Source organism: Micrococcus sp. MS-ASIII-49, from assembly GCF_000946635.1.
Classification (GTDB): Bacteria; Actinomycetota; Actinomycetes; order Actinomycetales; family Micrococcaceae; genus Micrococcus; species Micrococcus luteus.
The window spans coordinates 1-248 of the sequence record NZ_JXSP01000129.1; the positions used below are offsets into that span (position 1 = coordinate 1).

At 78.2% G+C, this 248-nt stretch carries 1 pseudogene; it reads right to left on the reverse strand.

Going from position 1 to position 248, the window contains the following annotated elements:
- Positions 1–248: pseudogene (locus SJ20_RS09075) on the reverse strand (DNA primase); the annotation flags it as partial.

Below are 248 nucleotides of genomic sequence, written 5' to 3' on the forward strand. Positions count from 1 at the left end.
TGAAGCGGGCGGCGTACAGCGCGGTCCACTGCTCCGCGGAGAGCAGGGTCGGATGCTGCAGCACCACCTCGAGGGACTCCCGCTCCCGGCGGGCGACGGGGTCGCGCGGATCCACCGGCACCACGATCCGCGGCGCCGGGGCGGCGGCCTCCCCGTGGTGGCCTTGGGGCCCGATCGCCTGCCCGTCGTCCGCCAGGGCCGGCCGCGCCTCGGGCTCGGGCCCCCGCCCAGCAGCTGATAGGGGGCGA